The 15756-nt window shown below is 67.6% G+C and carries 17 protein-coding genes; 10 read left to right on the plus strand and 7 right to left on the minus strand.

Annotated features, from left to right (window positions below):
• Positions 1–7 precede the first annotated feature (7 nt).
• The 3 genes from cyaY (at position 8) to rnk (ending at position 1075) form a co-directional block, all read left to right on the plus strand.
• Positions 8–340: an iron donor protein CyaY gene (cyaY, locus tag PI990_RS01105; protein ID WP_184488275.1), complete on the plus strand. Its 333-nt coding sequence runs from the start codon at positions 8–10 to the stop codon at positions 338–340.
• Complete coding sequence (locus tag PI990_RS01110; protein WP_271659599.1) at positions 321–524, plus strand: DUF1289 domain-containing protein; 204 nt, start codon at positions 321–323, stop codon at positions 522–524. Before cyaY ends, PI990_RS01110 begins: the two co-directional genes overlap by 20 nt.
• Before the next feature lie 143 nt (positions 525–667).
• A complete protein-coding gene (rnk, locus tag PI990_RS01115) occupies positions 668–1075 on the plus strand; it encodes a nucleoside diphosphate kinase regulator (protein WP_021218967.1) in 408 nt (135 codons plus the stop codon).
• Positions 1076–1103: 28 nt separating this feature from the next.
• Here rnk and PI990_RS01120 read toward each other — a convergent pair whose 3' ends face one another.
• From PI990_RS01120 to PI990_RS01135, 4 genes are all read right to left on the minus strand, one after another.
• A complete protein-coding gene (locus PI990_RS01120) occupies positions 1104–3950 on the minus strand; it encodes a class I adenylate cyclase (protein WP_021218968.1) in 2847 nt (948 codons plus the stop codon).
• Between the two features lie 88 nt (positions 3951–4038).
• Positions 4039–4290, minus strand: a complete 252-nt coding sequence (locus tag PI990_RS01125; RefSeq protein ID WP_021218969.1) for a TIGR02647 family protein — start codon at positions 4288–4290, stop codon at positions 4039–4041.
• A gap of 72 nt (positions 4291–4362) precedes the next feature.
• A complete protein-coding gene (locus tag PI990_RS01130) occupies positions 4363–5148 on the minus strand; it encodes a substrate-binding periplasmic protein (RefSeq protein ID WP_271659600.1) in 786 nt (261 codons plus the stop codon).
• Between the two features lie 75 nt (positions 5149–5223).
• Complete coding sequence (locus tag PI990_RS01135) at positions 5224–5502, minus strand: hypothetical protein (protein WP_271659601.1); 279 nt, start codon at positions 5500–5502, stop codon at positions 5224–5226.
• A gap of 135 nt (positions 5503–5637) precedes the next feature.
• Between PI990_RS01135 and PI990_RS01140 the strand changes: the two genes are divergently transcribed.
• Positions 5638–6303, plus strand: coding sequence for a glutathione S-transferase family protein (locus PI990_RS01140; RefSeq protein ID WP_021218972.1), 666 nt, complete (start codon positions 5638–5640; stop codon positions 6301–6303).
• A 9-nt stretch (positions 6304–6312) separates the two neighbouring features.
• Here PI990_RS01140 and PI990_RS01145 read toward each other — a convergent pair whose 3' ends face one another.
• Both PI990_RS01145 and argH read right to left on the minus strand, forming a co-directional pair.
• Positions 6313–6885, minus strand: coding sequence for an adenylate kinase (locus PI990_RS01145; RefSeq protein ID WP_271659602.1), 573 nt, complete (start codon positions 6883–6885; stop codon positions 6313–6315).
• 35 nt (positions 6886–6920) lie between these two features.
• Positions 6921–8315: an argininosuccinate lyase gene (argH, locus tag PI990_RS01150; protein ID WP_021218974.1), complete on the minus strand. Its 1395-nt coding sequence runs from the start codon at positions 8313–8315 to the stop codon at positions 6921–6923.
• Between the two features lie 226 nt (positions 8316–8541).
• Here argH and PI990_RS01155 point away from each other — a divergent pair, with 226 nt between their 5' ends.
• From PI990_RS01155 to PI990_RS01180, 6 genes are all read left to right on the plus strand, one after another.
• Positions 8542–9624 (plus strand): sensor histidine kinase, encoded by a 1083-nt coding sequence (locus tag PI990_RS01155; RefSeq protein ID WP_184488280.1) that lies wholly within the window; start codon positions 8542–8544, stop codon positions 9622–9624.
• Entirely contained in the window at positions 9621–10367 is a 747-nt protein-coding gene (locus PI990_RS01160; RefSeq protein ID WP_021218976.1) for a LytR/AlgR family response regulator transcription factor, read from the plus strand. The genes PI990_RS01155 and PI990_RS01160 overlap by 4 nt, the downstream gene beginning before the upstream one ends.
• A gap of 97 nt (positions 10368–10464) precedes the next feature.
• A complete protein-coding gene (hemC, locus tag PI990_RS01165; RefSeq protein ID WP_021218977.1) occupies positions 10465–11403 on the plus strand; it encodes a hydroxymethylbilane synthase in 939 nt (312 codons plus the stop codon).
• On the plus strand, positions 11400–12170 hold the full coding sequence (locus PI990_RS01170) for a uroporphyrinogen-III synthase (RefSeq protein ID WP_271659603.1): 771 nt from the start codon (positions 11400–11402) through the stop codon (positions 12168–12170). The genes hemC and PI990_RS01170 overlap by 4 nt, the downstream gene beginning before the upstream one ends.
• 16 nt (positions 12171–12186) lie before the next feature.
• The gene (locus PI990_RS01175) at positions 12187–13356 is read left to right on the plus strand and encodes a uroporphyrinogen-III C-methyltransferase (RefSeq protein ID WP_021218979.1); all 1170 of its coding nucleotides are present in this window, start codon (positions 12187–12189) and stop codon (positions 13354–13356) included.
• Positions 13353–14585, plus strand: coding sequence for a heme biosynthesis HemY N-terminal domain-containing protein (locus PI990_RS01180; RefSeq protein WP_271659604.1), 1233 nt, complete (start codon positions 13353–13355; stop codon positions 14583–14585). The genes PI990_RS01175 and PI990_RS01180 overlap by 4 nt, the downstream gene beginning before the upstream one ends.
• Positions 14586–14615: 30 nt before the next feature.
• Here the strand turns inward: PI990_RS01180 and PI990_RS01185 are convergent, their stop codons facing one another.
• Positions 14616–15692 (minus strand): PQQ-dependent sugar dehydrogenase, encoded by a 1077-nt coding sequence (locus PI990_RS01185; RefSeq protein ID WP_271659605.1) that lies wholly within the window; start codon positions 15690–15692, stop codon positions 14616–14618.
• Positions 15693–15756: the final 64 nt, after the last annotated feature.

A 15756-nucleotide genomic window follows, 5' to 3' on the forward strand; every position in this document is an offset into this window, starting at 1 on the left:
CCCCCCAATGAGTTTGAGCGAAGCGCGTTTCCACGATCTGGTCGATGCCGCCCAGGAAGCCGTCGAAGACATCTTCGACAGCAGCGATCTGGACGTTGACCTGGAAAACAGCGCGGGCGTGCTGACCATCCGTTTCGAGAATGGCACCCAGGTCATCCTCAGCCGCCAGGAGCCCTTGCGCCAGCTGTGGGTGGCGGCCCGATCCGGTGGCTTCCATTTCGACTACGACCAGGCCAGCAGCCTGTGGATCTGCGACACCAGCGAAGAGCCTCTCGGCGAGCTGCTGGGCCGCGTAACCCGCGAGCAGGCGGGCGAAGACCTTGAGTTCGAAGAACTCTGAACCCCCTGCCCCTCCTTCCCCGGGCTCGCCCTGCATCCGCAGGTGCTGCCTGGATGACGCCGACGTCTGCGTCGGATGCGGTCGCACCCTGGGTGAGATCCTGGAATGGAACGAAGCAGGCGCGGATCGCCGCCGGCAGATCCTTGAGCAGGCCGCTCAGCGCGTGCGTTCCAGGCCGCGCTGACCGGTCGGTCTTGCCAACAGCGCATCCACTGACGTAGTGTCGGTCGGGCTGGTGCCGAATGCACCGGCCCACAATTCTGAAACCCCGCCTTCGGGCGGGGTTTCGCTTTTTCGAGCCAAGGATTCAGGAGTTCCGGATTTGCCATGAGCACTCAACCGTCAATCATCATCACCCGTCTCGACCTGCAGCGACTGGAGCGACTGCTCGATGAACTGGAGGATTTCGGTCCCGGTGCCCAGGCACTGGAGAGCGAGCTGGCGCGCGCCCAGGTGGTTGGTCATGACGAAGTGCCGCCGGGCGTGGTGACCATGAATACCCGCGTGCATTGCCGTGAAGAGGCCAGCGGCAAGGACTACCACCTGACCCTGGTCTATCCGAAGGACGCCGGTGGCGAAGGCACCGTCTCCATCCTCGCGCCCATCGGCAGCGCCCTGCTGGGCCTGTCCGTCGGCCAGCACATCGACTGGCCGGCGCCGGGTGGCAAGACCCTCAAGCTGCAACTGCTGGAAGTGGAGTACCAGCCCGAAGCGGCTGGCGAATACGACCGCTGATCCACGACCCTGACCGCCTCCCCGGCGGTCAGGCCTTGTTCAGGGCCTGGTTGAGCTGTTTCTCCAGCTCGGCCTTGTAGCGCAGGTAGTGCACCGTCTGCGCATGGCCCTCGCCGAGGACCCGCGACAGGTCCAGGTCGGTGATGTAGCAGGGGTAGCGTTCGGCCTCGCTGCGCTGGGCGAGGATGTGCCGGGCCACGGAGGCGAACAGCTCGCCGCCGTATTCCAGTTCCGAAAATTCCCGATGGTTGCAGTAGAGCGTGACATGGACGCGATCGGCGTCTGCCGGCTCGACGATCGCCTGCACGTCGTAGAACGGATGGCTCACCGGCGCCTGGGGCGCGGCGCGGCGTTCTACCTGCTGGGCACGCTGCGGCGGTGACGGCAACACTTCGTAATAGAGAATTTCCAGGTTGCTGGGTGGCGTCGGGCTGTCCAGCGGCAGCAACGCGTTGCGCCGGTAGAGCACCGACTGCAGGAAGCGTTGCAGCGGCGTGAGCAGGCTCTGCTGGTCGCGGAACGGCTGGCGCTGGCGCCAGAGCGCGTTGTGCTCGTCGAGCAGGGTCAGCTCGGCGCTGTCGCCCTCCTGACGGAAGAACACCTGGATGCAGTTCGGCCGGCCCAGCGGCAGGATCAGCGCCAGGTCCTCGCCTTCCAGGGCGTAGCGGTCGAGGAACAGCGGGCTGTAGGCCGGCAGGTCTTCGCCCAGGTGTTCCAGCAGCGTCGGCAGGTCGTCCAGGGCGGTGTGGCTGACCTGGCCGGGGAGCAGTTCGAGCACGTGGTATTGCTGGCGCACCTGCAACAGGTAGCGGGTGGTGTCCGGGCTGCCCAGGTGCGCCAGGGCGTCGCGGAACAGTTCCTCGATGCGCTGGGCGATGGCCTGGGCCCGGTTGCGGCAGAAGCAGCGCACGCGCAGGTTCGGCAACTGGTCCACGGGGGTGGCGTTGAGGAAGTCGCGCAGGCAATCCAGCGGCGCGAAGGGGCCGTCGTAGCGGGTCACCAGCAACTCGTTCCAGCTGTTCAGGGTGACCTGGTCGATGGTCAGCACCAGGTTGTCACGCACGCCGGAGTAGCCGAGGGAATCGGTGCGCTCGGTGGTCATGTGCACGTTCATCTGGCTGTGCTGCTTGAGCGGGTCGACACCGACGTTGATCAGCAGCAGCACTTCGCTGGGGGCGCTGGCGCGCAGCAGCGCCGCTTCGCCCACCGGCGGCAGTGGCAGCGGGATGCTTTGCTGCAGGCTGCTGATCAGGTTGGACAGCTCGAACTCGGTCAGGTCGCTGCTGCCGGGGTTCAGCGACAGCCGCGTACTGGGGTCGATCACGCCGTTGCGGTGGCACCAGGCGAGCAGCTCGATCAGCTCGCGGGCCCGCTTGATCGGCGCGAAGTCGCGCCATTCCTGGGCATTCAGGCTGCCGGGGAACAGCGCCCACTGGGTCTCGTTCGGTGCTTCCGGGCTGGGGTGCTGCACCAGGGTCAGGGTGTCTTCGGCCAGGTCCGGGGCGATGCCGGGGTTGATGAACTCCACCTTGCCGGCCTTGCGCTCGAAGGCGGCGTAGAGGCGCCGGCCAAGCACGCCGAGGTCGCGGCTGTTGAGGGAGCTGATCGCGTGCTGGCTGCGGCCGAACTCGGAGAGGAAGCGGTAGCTGTAGGTCAGCTCGTTGACCAGCGCGCGGCGCTCGGCGCCCACCTGGCGGACCTTCCACTGGCTGCGGCTGTCGAGCATGACCAGTTGGCGCGAATCCCATTGCCACTCCCGGGTCAGCCGCTCGAAGAGCAGGCGCTGCCAGCTCTTGCGGCGATTGCGCGGCGGTCGGCTGAGCTTCTTGTTGACCTTCAGGTACAGGCAGCGCCGGATCAGCTCCAGGCGCTCGCGGTCGCCGCGGGCGGTGAGGTATTCCTCCAGGCGGCGGTACACGACTATGTAGGGGTCGAGTTCATCGAGGTCCAGATGATTGGCGTAGACCGCCTGCTTGAAACGCAGCGACAGGCAATGCACCTGGGGATGCTCGCTGGCGTAGACCTCGGTGAGCAGCAGCTTGAGCACCGACTTGTAGGGCGACTCGATACCCTTGAACAGCTGCCACATGCCCGCACCGATGAACTCGCCTACAGGGATATGCGCCAGGTGCCCCAGGTCGAGCACTTCGTCGGCGCGGATGAAACGGCGCGACAGCAGTTTCTCGGTGTACTCGGCGTAGCGCCCTTCCTCATAGACCGGCACCAGCCACCACAGGGGCGTGCGCCCGGCCAGCCAGATGGCGGTGCGATAGAACTCGTCCAGCAACAGGTAGTGCTGGGTGGTGCCGCAATCGTCGGAGGTGAGCTGCGCCTCGCGGTCGCCGACCACGAAGCGCTTGGGGTCGATGAGGAAGAAGTGCGCCTCGGTGCCCAGGGTCGCCGCCCAGGCCTCCAGCAGCTCGCACTTGCGCCGCAGTTCGGCCACTTCGCTGGCGGAGAGGTCCGGTGCATGGCAGACCCACAGGTCCATGTCGCTCTGCTCGGCCTGCGCCACCGTGCCCAGGCTGCCCATGAGGAACAGGCCGTGGATGGGCATCGGCGGGTTGCCCCGGCGGGCCTTGTAGGCAAAGGAGCGGGTCAGCCGCTGGACTTCGGCCAGCTCGTTCTCATCCGGCTCGTAGTTGGCCAGGCCGGCCGGGGTCTGCCCCGAGACGTAGCCGGGCAGCAGCGGGTGGTTGACGTGGAACAGCAGCGGCAGCAGGCGCAGGACCAACTGCTGGCGCGTGGAAAGGCCCTGCATGGCGCGTTCCAGGCGACCGCTGTTGACCTTGAGGAAGCGCGCACGCAACTGCGCGAGGACCTTGCGGTCGATGCCGTCATCGATGTCGGGGCGGATTTCCTGGGTGCGCGTCATGGAGCTTCTGCCGGATGGATGGGCACAGCCTACCAGCCGGCGAAGCGGCCGGGCAGGGTTGTGCCCGGGTTATCGGCGCGGACGCGGTTCAGCTTGAGGTAACGGGTTCTGTGGTGAGGATGGTGAGCAGGCTTTGGGCGTGTTCGGCGGCATCCAGCCCCAGGCTGGTGAGGTAGCCGCCATCGGGCAGGGTGATCAGTTTTTTCTGGTGCAGGCGGGTGACCGCGCCTATGACCGCGGATGAGGCGGTGTTGTGCACCTTGAGTCCTTCCTGGGTGTTGTCCAGGTTGAACAGGGTCAGCAGTTCCAACTCGGCGATCAGCTCGGGGGTATACGACATGGTGACTCCTGGGCTTCTGGTGGGCCCGCCTTCGTGCGGGCGGGTGTGACGGATCAGTGTAGTCCGCCCGGCTCAGTCTGCCGGGTAGATCGGCTCGCCGTATTGCCAGCGGTCAAGGATTGCCTGGTAGCGGCCGTCTTCCTGGATGCGCTGCATGCCCTGGTCGAAGCGCTGCAGCAAGCGGTCGGCCCCCGGGGCCTGGCGCGAGAACGAGAGGAACAGCTCGGGCCGGTGCACGGTGCCCACGGCCTGGAAGGCGCCGACGAGCTCGGGGTATTCGCGCAGCAGCTCGGCGGTGGTGGCGCGATAGGCCACCACATAGTCGACACGCCCGTGCTGGAGCATGAGGAAGCCATTGATGTCCTTGCGCACCGGGACCCGCTCCAGGCCACGCAGGGCATCGAAGGGCGCGCCGTACTCGTAGCCGATGGTGACCGCCACCCGTGCGCCTTCCAGGCGCTGCAGGTCGTCCACCGGGGTGGCCTTGTCGACGCGGGACCAGAGCAGGATGTCATCGCGGAACAGCGGATGCCGGGGCAGCCGATAGGCCTCGGCGATGCGGGCGTCCGGTGCGGTATTGAAGCAGCCGGCCAGCTTGCCCTGGAGGGCCAGCTGCATGCAGCGGGAATAGGGATAGGGGACCAGCTCCACCGGCGTGTCGGCGGCAGCGAACGCGGCCTGGACGATCTCCACCGACATCCCCCGCACCGCACCGTCGCGGAAGGCGGTGAAGGGGTACCAATTGTCCTCGGCGCCGATCTGCAGCGTCTCGGCCAGGCTGGCTGCGGGCAGCAACAGCGCCAGGGCGAACAGCAAACGGCGGAGCGGTGGAGCGATGCGCAGCGGACTCGGGCTCATGGGGCTGGACCTCTACGGCGCTCGGGTGGTTGGCGCGATGCTAGTGCCTGTCGTAACGGCGGAACCCGGCGTGGATCAAGTTTCCTCTTCGTCGTCCGGCAGCTCGGGCAGCGCCCTCAGGGCGGCTTCGTACCAGGCCAGGTCGAAGGGTTGGTCCTGCTCCAGCCGGCTGATGGCCCGTGCCAGCACCAGTGCCATGAGCTGGACGCTCTCCTCGCGCTCGTAGCCCACCAGGGTCAGCTTGTTGAGGGTCGCCTGGGCCGCCGCCGGGTTGCCGGCCTCCAGCTGGTTCTCGATGGCCTGGATCAGGGTTTCCTCGGCGAAGGCTTCTTCGCTGTCGTCATGCTCGCTCATGGGGGTTCCTCGTTGTGCAGGCCCGCAGTTTGCCACGGCGTGCCGCTGCATTCACTGCCTTGATCCAGCTGGCGCTGGCCGGGTACCCGGGTCTATAACGACGGACGCCCACCCCGCACGGCCAGGAGGCCCCCGATGCTCAAGCTCCACGGATTTTCCGTCAGCAACTACTACAACATGGTCAAGTTGGCGCTGCTGACCAAAGGCATTCCCTTCGAAGAGGTGCTGGTCCACGGCAGCCAGGAGCCGGCCTTCCTCGCCATCAGCCCGCGCGGCAAGGTGCCGGTGCTGGAGACCGAGCAGGGTTTCATCAACGAGACCGGCGCCATCCTCGAATACCTGGAAGAACGCTTCCCCCAGCGCCCGCTGCTGCCGGCCGACCCCTACCAGCGTGGCGTGGTCCGTGCGCTGGTGCGCGAGATCGAGCTGTACATCGAGCTGCCGGCGCGCAGCTGTTATCCACAGGCGTTCTTCGGCATGCCGCTGCCAGAGGCGATCCGCGAGAAGGGCAAGGCCGAGCTGCTGGCCGGCGTCGCCGCCCTGGCGCGTCATGGCCGCTTCGCGCCCTATGTGGCGGGGGATGCGCTGAGCATCGCCGACCTGTACTTCCTCTACAGCATCGACCTGGCCGGCGAAGTGGCGCAGAAGCTGTTCGACACCGACCTGCTGGCCGAGCTGCCGAGCGCCCGCGCGCTGCTGGCGAAGCTGGGCGCCGAGCCGCACGTGCAGCGTATCGCCGCCGACAAGGCGCGGGAGATGCCGAGCTTCCTCGAGGCGGTCAAGGCCCGGGCACGGGGCTGAGGCTGCGTTTCAGCCGGGCAGTTGGTCCAGCCAGGCGTCGAGCTCCGCCCTAGAGCCGAGCCTGATGAAGCGGATGCCGGCGTTGGCCGGGTCCGCCCGCTCAGCGCCGAAGCGCTCGCGGTAGAGCGCATGGCGCGTCCAGGCCCAGAGGATGATCGAGCGCTCCGGGTCCAGGCTCAGCAGGTTGCGCAGGCTCTCGCGGTTGCCGTTCCAGAGCGCCTTGCGCAGCAGCAGGCGGCCCAGGGTGCGGGTGATGATCTGGCGCATCACCACCGGGCGCGGCAGGTCGAGCCAGATCACCGTGTCGGCGCGGGAAAGCGTCAGCGGGCGCACGGCCGAGTAGGCGCCTTCGACTATCCAGCGCGGCGCCTGCAGGGCCGTCTCGACCCGCTCGCGGAATTCGGCGCGGGGCAGAGGCTGCCAGCCGGGCTGGTGGAAGATGGCGTCGAGCTCGATGTGCGGGCAGCCCAGGCGCGCGGCCAGGTGCTGTGCCAGGCGCGTCTTGCCGGCGCCCGAGCAACCGACGATGGAAATGCGCTGGCCGACTTGCGTCGGCCAGTTATCGGGGGTGTGGTCCTGCATGGGCATCCCTGCCGGTCGCCGGGGCGACCCTGTAATCAGCGTGCGGCGAGCAGCGCCTTGCCACGGGTGACGGCGGCGCGGACCTGGTTCGGCGCGGTACCGCCGATGTGGTCGCGGGCGTTGACCGAGCCTTCCAGGGTCAGCACGGCGAAAACGTCGTCGTCGATCTGGTCGCTGAATGTGCGCAGCTCGTCGAGGCTCATCTCGGCCAGGTCCTTGCCGGACTCGACGCCGTACTTCACCGCATGGCCGACGATCTCGTGGCAGTCACGGAAGGGCAGGCCCTTGCGCACCAGGTAGTCGGCCAGGTCGGTGGCGGTGGAGAAGCCGCGGCGGGCCGCTTCACGCATCACCGCATGGCGCGGCTTGATCGCCGGGATCATGTCGGCGAAGGCGCGCAGGGAGTCCCGCAGGGTGTCGGCGGCGTCGAACAGCGGTTCCTTGTCTTCCTGGTTGTCCTTGTTATAGGCCAGCGGCTGGCCCTTCATCAGGGTCAGCAGGCCCATCAGCGCGCCGAACACGCGACCGGACTTGCCACGCACCAGCTCGGGTACGTCGGGGTTCTTCTTCTGCGGCATGATCGAGGAGCCGGTGCAGAAGCGGTCGGGCAGGTCGATGAACTGGAACTGGGCACTGGTCCAGAGCACGAGCTCTTCGGAGAAGCGCGACAGGTGCATCATCGCCAGGGAGGCGGCGGCGCAGAATTCGATGGCGAAGTCGCGGTCGGACACGCCGTCCAGGGAGTTGCCGCCGACGGCGTCGAAGCCCAGCAGGCGGCAGGTGACTTCGCGCTGGATCGGGTAGGTGGTGCCGGCCAGGGCAGCGCTGCCCAGGGGCATGCGGTTGACGCGCTTGCGGCAGTCCACCAGGCGCTCGTGGTCGCGGCTGAGCATTTCGAACCAGGCCAGCAGGTGGTGGCCGAAGGTCACCGGTTGCGCGGTCTGCAGGTGGGTGAAGCCGGGCATGATGGTGTCCGCTTCGCGCTCGGCCTGCTCCAGCAGGCCCTGCTGCAGGCGGGTGATCTCGCCGAGGATGATGTCGATCTCGTCGCGCAGCCAGAGGCGGATGTCGGTGGCCACCTGGTCGTTGCGCGAGCGGCCGGTGTGCAGCTTCTTGCCGGTGATGCCGATGCGGTCGGTCAGGCGTGCCTCGATGTTCATGTGCACGTCTTCCAGGTCGACGCGCCAGTCGAAGGTGCCGGCCTCGATCTCGGCCTGGATTTCCTTCAGGCCCTTCTCGATGGCGTCGCGCTCATCGCCGGTCAGCACCCCGGCTTCGGCCAGCATGGTGGCGTGGGCGATGGAGCCCATGATGTCGTGGCGATACAGGCGCTTGTCGAAGTCGACGGAGGCGGTGAAGCGGGCGACGAAGGCGTCGACGGGCTCGCTGAAGCGGCCACCCCAGGACTGGTTGGTCTTGTCGGTGCTCATGAGTGGGCTCGGTGTTGGCGGTGAAAGAAGGCCGATGGCCGAAAAATTACCGGCGATAATAACAGCGTTGCTCATAAAACCGGCGTGTCCCGTCCGACTGACCTGCCGGTCGGCGATTGTCGCCTGCTTCACAGTTTTTCATCGCCAACAGCATTTCAGTGCTTTATTTCGCCCGGCCGGAGCGCTCTGGCTTGCCGCCCGGCGGGCGCTTACGGAAACTGGCCGGATGCCTCCAGACAATCGCAACAAGGCGCGCGCCGCCGCGTCCATCGATGATTTCTTCCTGCCGGAGCTGTGCCTGCCCGAGGCGCTGCTGGGCCTCGTGCTGCTCGCCGAGCTGCTGGTGATGGTGCTGGTGCTGGCCGAGCCCATGCTGCCGAATTTCGACTGGATACGCCTGGCGCTGACGTCGCTCTTCGTGCAATGGATCGTGCTGCTTTCCGCCGCGCTGCTGTGCCAGCTGCGCCCCTTGCTGGCCCGTATCCGCGCGGCGCTGGCCGGGATCATCTGCTGCCTGATCGTGGTCGGGCTGACCCTGTCCTGCACCGCCGTGGCCGACTACTACGACCTGGGCGGGCCGTTGCCGCGCGCCGGCGAGGTCAACCTTTACCTGCGTCATGGGCTGATCAGCCTGATCATGTCGGCGCTGCTGCTGCGCTACTTCTTCCTGCAGAGCCAGTGGCGGCGGCAGCAGCAGGCCGAGCTGCGGGCGCGCATCGAATCGCTGCAGGCGCGCATCCGCCCGCACTTCCTGTTCAACAGCCTCAACAGCATCGCCAGCCTGGTGGTCATCGACCCCTACAAGGCCGAGCAGGCGGTGCTCGACCTTTCCGACCTGTTCCGCGCCAGCCTGGCCAAGCCCGGCACCCTGGTCAGCTGGGCCGAGGAGCTGGAGCTGTCGAAACGATATTTGTCGATCGAGCAATATCGTCTCGGAGAACGGCTACAGTTGGATTGGCAGGTTGATGATGTGCCCGATGATTTGCCGATTCCGCAACTGACCCTGCAACCCCTGTTGGAGAATGCCCTGATCTATGGCATTCAACCGCGTATAGAGGGTGGGCTGGTCAGGGTGGAAGCGGAGTACAGGGATGGTGTGTTCCTGCTCTGCGTGAGTAACCCCTTCGATGCGGGTGCGGAACCCCAGCCTTCACGCGGAACCCATCAGGCACTGACGAATATCGATGCTCGACTTACGGCACTTTTCGGCTCCAGAGCCAGTCTCAGCGTGGAGCGCCGTGACGGTCGCCACTTCACCTGTCTACGCTATCCTTGTGCGAGACTCACGCAGGAAGCCCGAGCAATATGAATGTCCTGATCGTCGATGACGAACCCCTTGCCCGAGAGCGTCTCAGCCGCCTGGTCTGCGACCTCGACGGATACCGAGTTCTGGAGCCCGCCGCCACCAACGGCGAAGAGGCTCTGACCCTGATCGACAGCCTGAAACCGGATGTCGTGCTGCTCGACATCCGCATGCCAGGGCTCGATGGCCTGCAGGTGGCCGCGCGGCTCTGTGAAAAGGAGGCACCGCCTGCGGTGATCTTCTGCACCGCCCATGACGAATTCGCCCTGGATGCCTTCCAGGTCAGCGCCGTGGGTTACCTGGTCAAGCCGGTGCGGCCGGAGTCCCTGGCCGAAGCCCTGAAGAAGGCCGAGCGCCCGAACCGGGTGCAACTGGCGGCGCTGACCCGTCCCGCTGCCGAAAGCGGCACCGGGCCCCGCTCCCACATCAGCGCGCGGACCCGCAAGGGCATCGAGCTGATCCCCTTGGACCAGGTGATCTACTTCATCGCCGACCACAAGTACGTGACCCTGCGTCACGAGCACGGCGAGGTGTTGCTGGATGAACCCCTGAAGGCGCTGGAAGACGAATTCGGCGACCGCTTCGTGCGCATCCACCGCAACGCCCTGGTCGCTCGCGAGCGCATCGAGCGTCTTCAGCGCACCCCGCTGGGGCACTTCCAGCTGTTCCTCAAGGGCCTCAACGGCGATGCCCTGACGGTGAGCCGCCGCCATGTCGCCGGCGTGCGCAAGCTGATGCACAACCTCTAGGACGGATAGCCGCAGGCGCCGGGTTTTCCACCCGCGCGCCGGCGGCTGTCTTGCCTGTTATCATTCCGGGCAGTCCTGCTTCCGGAAGTCATCATCCATGTCCCGCGAGATTCGCATCGCCACCCGCAAGAGTGCCCTGGCCCTGTGGCAGGCCGAGTTCGTCAAAGCCAGCCTGGAGAAGGCCCATCCCGGGCTCAAGGTCAGCCTGGTGCCCATGGTCAGCCGCGGCGACAAGCTGCTCGACGCGCCCCTGGCGAAAATCGGCGGCAAGGGCCTGTTCGTCAAGGAACTGGAAACCGCCCTGCTGGAGGACGAGGCCGATATCGCCGTGCACTCCATGAAGGACGTGCCCATGGACTTCCCCGATGGCCTTGGCCTGTTCTGCATCTGTGAGCGCGAAGACCCGCGCGACGCCTTCGTCTCCAACACCTTCGACAGCCTCGACGCGCTGCCCGCCGGTGCCGTGGTCGGCACCTCCAGCCTGCGTCGCCAGGCCCAGCTGCTGGCGCGCCGCCCGGACCTGAAGATCCAGTTTCTGCGGGGCAACGTGAACACCCGCCTGGCCAAGCTCGATGCCGGCGAATACGACGCCATTATCCTCGCTGCCGCCGGCCTGATCCGCCTCGGCTTCCAGGACCGCATCCGCTCCTCCATCAGCGTCGACGACAGCCTGCCGGCCGGTGGCCAGGGCGCGGTGGGCATCGAGTGCCGCACCGCCGACACTGAGATCCATGCCCTGCTGGCGCCGCTGCACCACCGCGATACCGCCCTGCGCGTCACCGCCGAGCGCGCCCTGAACAAGCGCCTCAATGGCGGCTGCCAGGTGCCCATCGCCTGCTACGCGATCCTCGAGGACGACCAGCTGTGGCTGCGCGGCCTGGTCGGCCAGCCCGACGGCGGCACCCTGCTGCGCGCCGAGTCCCGCGCGCTGGCCAGCGATGCCGAAAGCCTCGGCGTGCGCGTCGCCGAGGATCTGCTCGGCCAGGGCGCCGAAGCCATCCTCCAGGCTGTCTATGGTGAGGCCGGTCATCCGTGACCGGCTGGCGCCTGCTGCTGACGCGCCCCGCCGACGACAGCGCGGCATTGGGCGAGACCCTCGCCCAATGCGGCGTGCACAGCGCCAGCCTGCCGCTGCTGGACATCCAGCCGCTGGCTGAAACCCCCGAACAGCGCACCACCCTCCTCGGCCTCGACCGCTACGCTGCGGTCATCGTGGTCAGCAAGCCCGCTGCCCGCCTCGGCCTGGAACGTCTCGCCCAGCATTGGCCGCAGCCGCCTGCCGCCGTGCGCTGGTTCAGCGTCGGCGCCGCCACCGGCGAGCTGCTGGTAGCGGCCGGCCTCGGCACCCACTGGCCGGAAGGCGGCGATGACAGCGAGGCCCTGCTGGCGCTGCCAGCGTTCGCCGAGGCACTGGCCTCGCCGCGCAAGCGCGTGCTGATCATGCGGGGCGAGGGTGGCCGAGAATTCCTCGCCGAGCGTTTGCGCGGCCAAGGCGTTGCAGTGGACTATCTGGAACTCTACCGCCGCCGCCTGCCCGACTACCCGCCGCGCAGCCTGCAGCGGGTGATTCAAGCGGAACGCCTGAACGGGCTGGTGGTCAGCAGTGGGCAGGGTTTCGAGCACCTGAACACATTGGCCGGTGATGATTGGCCCGCCCTGGCCCGTCTACCCTTGTTCGTACCGAGCCCGCGCGTGGCCGAACTGGCCCGCGATGCGGGCGCGCAAATCGTTGTGGACTGCCGGGGCGCCAGCGCCTCGGCTTTGCTGGCGGCGCTGGAAAATCATCCGGCCCCGGCCCCCTGATGCAAAGGATGGATACGTGAGCGAAGCAGAACTGGCGAAAACCGAGCAGCAACCCCCGGCTTCCGAGCCCGTCATTCCTCCCACCGCCAAGCCGGTTTCCCGGGGTGGTGGCCTGGCCATCCTGGCGTTGCTGGTCGGCGCCGCCGGTGTTGCCGTCGCCGGCTGGAGCCTGTGGCAGATCCGCAGCCTCGAAGCCCGTGACCAGCAGCAGCTGAGCCTGGTCGAGGACGCCCGTGGCCAGGCCCAGTCGCTGCAGCAGCGCGAGAAGAAGCTCACCGAGCGCCTCGACCAGTTGCCCAGTGCCGAGGAACTGGATGAGCGCCGCCGCCTGCTGGGCAATCTGCAGGGCGACCAGCAGCGCCTCAGCCAGCGCCTGGAAACCGTGCTCGGTGCCAGCCGCAAGGACTGGCGCCTGGCCGAGGCCGAACACCTCTTGCGCCTGGCCAGCCTGCGCCTCTCCGCGCTGCAGGACATCACCAGCGCCAAGGCCCTGGTGGAAGCGGCCGATGACATCCTCCGCGACCAGGACGACCCCGCCGCCTTCGCCGCCCGCGAGCAACTCTCGCGCAGCCTCGAAGCGCTGCGCACCACGCCGCAGCCGGACCGCACCGGGCTGTTCCTGCAACTCGGCGCGCTGCGTGAGCAGGCGGCTCAGCTCAACCCCCTGGCCCCGGCCTTCGAAGACAAGGGCGGCGTGCTGCGCAACATGGCCGCCGAAGGCGATGGCGGCAGCTGGTGGGCCGAGTGGCTGGAGAAGCTCTCCCACTACTTCCGTATCCAGTTCGACGCCGATCAGAACATCAAGCCGCTGCTCGCCGGCCAGGGCCTGTCCCAGGTACGCCTGGCCCTGTCCCTCGCCCTCGAGCAGGCCCAGTGGGCTGCGCTGCATGGCCAGACCCAGGTCTATCGCCAGTCGCTGAAGCAGGCCCGCGAGGTGCTGGATTCGCAGTTCAACGCCGAGAACCCCGAAAGCCGTGCGCTGCTGGCGCGCATCGATGAACTCGCCACCCAGCCGGTGGAAGTGAAGACGCCCGACCTCGGCGCCTCCCTCGAAGCGCTCCAGGCCTATCTGCAACGCAGCCAGCGCCTCGCCGAGCCCAAGGCCGCCAAGGCCGCCGCCGAGCCCGAAGTCGATGCCTCCCAGGACCCTGAAGCCGCACCGCCGGTGGAGGGCCAGGGCCAATGAGACGCACCCTCCTGATCCTGTTGCTCCTGGCCGCCGCCGGCACCCTGATCGGCATGGCCGTCGTCCAACACCAGGGCTATGTCCTGTTCGCCTACAAGGGCTTCCGCTACGAATCCAGCCTCTGGGCTTTCCTCGCCCTGGTGGCCGTGGTCTGGCTGCTGCTGTGGCTGGTGCGCGCGCTGCTGACCCTGGTGTTCGTCTCCAGCGGCGTGGTCAACCCCTGGTCCCGGCGTAACGCCCGGCGCCGTGTGCGCCTGGCGTCCGAACAGGGCCTGCTGGACCTGGCCGAGGGCCGCTGGGCCCGCGCGCTGCGCCACCTGCGCCGTGCCGCCGAGGCCGATCCGCAACCCTTGATGTACTACCTCGGCGCCGCCCGGGCGGCCAACCGCATCGGCCAGTACGAGGAGAGCGACCAGATGCTCGAACGCGCCCTGGAGCGTCAGCCCCAGGCCGAGCTGGCTATCGCCCTGGCCCACGCCGAGCTGCAGCAGGAGCGCGGTGAAACCGACGCCGCGCTGGAAACGCTCAAGGTCATGCACGAGCGTCACCCGCGCCATCACCAGGTATTGCGCCAGCTGTTGCAGCTGCATCGCCAGCGTGGCGATTCGGCGGCCCTGGTGGGCCTGCTGCCGGAGCTGCGCAAGAACAAGGCGCTGCCTGAGTCCGAGCTCAACCAGCTGGAACTGAGTGTATGGAGTGATCGCCTGGTGCACGCCGGGCAGGCCGGTCTCAACGAGGGCGAGACCGCGCTCAATCCGTTGATCCAGGCCTGGCAGCATCTCTCGGCTGCGCAGCGTGCCGAGCCACGCCTGGTGCTGGCCTTCGCCAATCAGCTGCGCCAGCTGGGCGCCGAGCCCGAGGCCGAAGAGGCGGTACGCATCGCCCTCAAGCGGAGCTATGACGAATCCCTGGTGCGCTTCTACGGGCGCCTGCGTGGTGCCGATCCGGCCCGCCAGCTGCAGACCGCCGAGGCCTTCCTCAAGGACCATCCGACCGACCCGGCGCTGTTCCTCACCCTGGGCCGTTTGTGCCTGCAGAACAGCCTGTGGGGCAAGGCACGGGAGTATTTCGACACCGGCCTGAGCTTCTCCCGCGAGCCGGAACTCTGCGCCGAGCAGGCCCGCCTGCTGGCACAGATGGGCGAGATGGAACGCAGCAACCAGCTGTTCCAGGAAGGTCTGGTGCAGCACCTGCCGGCCCTGCCCCTCCCCGGCGAACGCGTCGCCTGATGCCGCGCCGCCGTCCTGGCGGCGCGTTTCTCACGAGCCCTGGTAGCTGATGCGGTAGATGGCTCCGGCCTGGTCGTCACTGACCAGCAACGAGCCATCCGGCGCTACCAGCACATCCGCCGGGCGCCCCCACACCTCGCCATTCTCCAGCCAGCCCTCGGCGAACACGCTCTGGCGCTTGAGGCTGCCGTCCTCGTTCAGCTCCACATGCTTGATGCGGTAGCCGATCTTCTCGCTGCGGTTCCACGAGCCGTGCTCGGCGATGAACAGGTTGTCGCGGTACTCGGCCGGGAACTGGCTGCCGGTGTAGAAGCGCAACCCCAGGGGTGCCACATGGGGGCCGAGCTTGGCCACCGGGGCGACGAATTCCTTGCACGGGCGCTTGCCGAACTCCGGGTCGGCGACGCTGCCGGCATGGCAGTACGGGAAGCCGAAATGCGGGTTGGGCCCGGTGATGCGGTTGAGCTCGCAGTCCGGGGTGTCGTCACCCAGCAGGTCGCGGCCGTTGTCGCTGAACCACAGCTCGCCGGTCTTCGGGTGCCAGTCGAAACCCACGGTGTTGCGGATGCCCCGGGCCACCAGCTCCAGGCCGCTGCCATCGGGGTTCATGCGGTGCAGCGCGGCGTAGGTGTCGGGGTCGCGCTCGCAGACGTTGCAGGGCGCGCCCACCGGCACGTAGAGCTTGCCGTCGGGGCCGAAGGCGATGAATTTCCAGCCGTGGTGGGTCTCGGCGGGGAAGGCCGGGCCCACCTGCTCGGGCTGGGGCGGCGCGTCCAGCTGCGACTCGATGTCGCGCAGGCGCAGGATGCGGCTGATCGCCGACACGTACAGGTCGCCCTCGTGGAAGGCCACGCCGACCGGCATCTTCAGGCCGCTGGCCAGGGTGCGGACCTTGCCGCTGCGGGTGTCCAGGGCATACACCTTGCCGGCGGCATTGCTGCCCACGAACAACGTGCCCTCGGCGCCCCAGGTCATTTCCCGGGCGCTGGGCACCTGGTCGCTGAGCACCTCGATACGGAACCCCGGAGGCAGGCGGATCTTCTCCAGGGGCGCTTGGGCAAGGGCGATGAGGGGCAGGAACAACAGCAGTGCCAGTAACCGACGCATGGCAGTCTTCTCCGGATGGGTACCCGCAGCAGACTAGCCGGTCGTCTTGAAAGGCCAAGGGGCT

This window comes from Pseudomonas sp. TUM22785 (genome assembly GCF_028198105.1).
GTDB classification, from domain to species: Bacteria; Pseudomonadota; Gammaproteobacteria; order Pseudomonadales; family Pseudomonadaceae; genus Metapseudomonas; species Metapseudomonas solani.